5 protein-coding genes are annotated in these 2,188 nt (G+C 34.6%); 2 read left to right on the top strand and 3 right to left on the bottom strand.

What is annotated here, in order from left to right; genetic code table 11:
- Nucleotides 1–52: 52 nt before the first annotated feature.
- Nucleotides 53–214 carry a DnaJ domain-containing protein gene (locus D5281_RS24620; RefSeq protein ID WP_160562489.1) on the bottom strand — a complete coding sequence of 54 codons (162 nt, stop codon included), beginning with the start codon at nucleotides 212–214 and terminating at the stop codon, nucleotides 53–55.
- A 92-nt stretch (nucleotides 215–306) separates the two neighbouring features.
- Nucleotides 307–597, bottom strand: a complete 291-nt coding sequence (locus D5281_RS24625) for a hypothetical protein (RefSeq protein ID WP_160562490.1) — start codon at nucleotides 595–597, stop codon at nucleotides 307–309.
- A 342-nt stretch (nucleotides 598–939) separates the two neighbouring features.
- Between D5281_RS24625 and D5281_RS26815 the strand changes: the two genes are divergently transcribed.
- Nucleotides 940–1,032: a putative holin-like toxin gene (locus D5281_RS26815; RefSeq protein WP_330585330.1), complete on the top strand. Its 93-nt coding sequence runs from the start codon at nucleotides 940–942 to the stop codon at nucleotides 1,030–1,032.
- 132 nt (nucleotides 1,033–1,164) lie between these two features.
- Here the strand turns inward: D5281_RS26815 and D5281_RS24630 are convergent, their stop codons facing one another.
- A complete protein-coding gene (locus tag D5281_RS24630; RefSeq protein WP_160562491.1) occupies nucleotides 1,165–1,353 on the bottom strand; it encodes a hypothetical protein in 189 nt (62 codons plus the stop codon).
- 338 nt (nucleotides 1,354–1,691) lie between these two features.
- On the opposite strand from D5281_RS24630, the gene D5281_RS24635 reads away from it, so the two are divergent.
- Nucleotides 1,692–1,970: a hypothetical protein gene (locus D5281_RS24635; protein ID WP_160562492.1), complete on the top strand. Its 279-nt coding sequence runs from the start codon at nucleotides 1,692–1,694 to the stop codon at nucleotides 1,968–1,970.
- The last annotated feature ends 218 nt before the right edge of the window (nucleotides 1,971–2,188 follow it).

Genomic DNA, 2,188 nt, shown 5'->3' on the forward strand with positions numbered 1-2,188 from the left:
AGCAGGCAAAAATATATGAGGCTCTCGGAGTGAAGGTACCAACCTCGTCATGTTAACTCCGAGAATCCAGGTTGAATAGCTGACCATATTCAGCATTGATTTCCTGTGTTGCTTGTGTGCTTCCGTTTGCATTGTCAGGGTGATACTTCTTTAATAAATCCCTGTACTGTCTTCTTAATTCTTCCAGTGTATTTACATTCTTGAAATATGCCATACCTCATAACCTCCAAATAAAAAAGTGTAAAGCCCTTGATAATTCAATAGACTTTACACCTTTGGTTATGTGATATATTTATGCAATTGTAATTATGCCAATTTCTGTAGCTTTTCGCTGTGTTCTGCCACAACCTTTTTTATAATAGATATATCTTGCTTCATTGATTCGTATGTATCAACATTATCTTTATATCTGTCATAAGTTGATGTATAACAAGATTCAATGGTATTTAATCGTGGTAATATTTCATTTTCTTGTGTAATCTCAATCTTTTTTACCCTAGTTTTGATTTCTTGAATATCCTGTTTTATGCTTTGCATATCATTTCTAATCGGATCAAGCATGTTCGATATTGCAAGCAATAACTCGTTGTCTGTCATCTTATCACCGCCTTTGTTGTGGTTGCTGATTTCACTAAGTAAATACAGTATATCATAGTCAAAGTGCAAAGTCTATTCAATTATCAAGGTACTTTGTGTTTGTGGTTTGATTGATTTGATAGGTTTATTATATACTGGGTACAGTATATAATCAATAGACATTTTACACAATATTTTTAAAATGAATTTGTACAAAATATACTGGGTACATATTCCTGAAATAGTATTGATAAAAATATAAATGGATGATATATTACTTATGGGAGACCAGAGAGCTAGGCGGCTACCCTCTTTTTCGGAGAGTCAAGTAGCCCTCCAGACGAAAGAAAGGAGGGTGATGCAATGGTTACATATTCTGATCTGATTCAAACTGGAATATTCATTGTTGCCCTTGTGGGGTTATGTTACACGATCTTCAAGGGAAAAAGAAAATAGCCGCCACTACTGCAATAGTGACGGCTAGTGTTGTAAAACATTAGGCTAAACATTATTCAAAAGGGTAGCCGCTTCTCTGGCTTTCCCTTTTTGTATATTTAATATAACATATATTAGAAGCCAAAACAAGTATCAATCTTTTAACTCAGGTATTTCATTTTCTAAAAGTCTATTAATCATCCCATTTACAGTCTCGTTATTTGAATTAGCATGTCTTTGTATAATATCTTTACTACCTTTTTTTACTCTGACTTTTACTTCATCATAATTTTTTTCATTATATTTTTTTACAGCTTTTTTTTGTGCTTCACTATATGCCATATATATTCACCCCTTTAGAGTTTTATATTTTATTATAACATCTAATATATAAATAGACAATACTGAGACCAGTATAAAAATATACAAAATATACTGGGTACATTTGTGGAAAATGTCAATAGACAATATACTGGGTACAGTATACAATATACTTACAAGGTCAAGCAAGACAGACCAAACAAATTAATCAATCACCCAACCACAAGCAACTAGGTAAGCCGAAAGCACCCACAAACTTAAATCAATATACCTGTGACGGTATCAAGGCGCGAGAGGAATATTCAGGAAGATTATTTAAGGGTTGCTGCCAAATTAAATAAGAAAAGGAGATTAAGAGTATGTGTATATCAAAAGCAGATTTAGAAAAGAAAGTACAGGAGATTAGAAGGTACAAAGCAATGGCAGAGGAAGCCGCCGAAATCCAGAAATCACTTGAAGCGGAAGTAATCGCCTACATGGTAGAAAACCAGATTGATACAGAGATTACCGATTCAGCAAAAATCACTTACAAATCACAGACCAGAGCAACACTTGATAAAAAGAGACTTGAAGAGGATTTAGGAAGCCTTGAAGAGTACACCAAAGTTACAGAATACAGCGTATTGAGAATCAAGTAAACAGTCGTCACGGCGACTATAAACAGGACTTTAGGCCGTGAGCGTTCCCACTGGTAACGGTGGGAGGTAGTCAAAATAACCAACAATAATCAAATTCAGGAGGTAAAGACCAATGCACAAACAAACAGTTCAATTTGCAGTCACACAAAACAAAGGAAACATAACAGGAATAGGAAGAACGAGCATTCTTCAACCTAGGACTAGCTTTAAAGGCGGAT

The organism is Parablautia muri (assembly GCF_009917485.1).
Classification (GTDB): Bacteria; Bacillota; Clostridia; order Lachnospirales; family Lachnospiraceae; genus Suilimivivens; species Suilimivivens muri.

What these genes read in the sequence shown, in the direction of transcription:
- D5281_RS24620 (WP_160562489.1), bottom strand. Translation starts at nt 214, where the DNA reads ATGGCATATTTCAAGAATGTAAATACACTGGAAGAATTAAGAAGACAG.
- D5281_RS24625 (WP_160562490.1), bottom strand. Translation starts at nt 597, where the DNA reads ATGACAGACAACGAGTTATTGCTTGCAATATCGAACATGCTTGATCCG.
- D5281_RS26815 (WP_330585330.1), top strand. Translation starts at nt 940, where the DNA reads ATGGTTACATATTCTGATCTGATTCAAACTGGAATATTCATTGTTGCC.
- D5281_RS24630 (WP_160562491.1), bottom strand. Translation starts at nt 1,353, where the DNA reads ATGGCATATAGTGAAGCACAAAAAAAAGCTGTAAAAAAATATAATGAA.
- D5281_RS24635 (WP_160562492.1), top strand. Translation starts at nt 1,692, where the DNA reads ATGTGTATATCAAAAGCAGATTTAGAAAAGAAAGTACAGGAGATTAGA.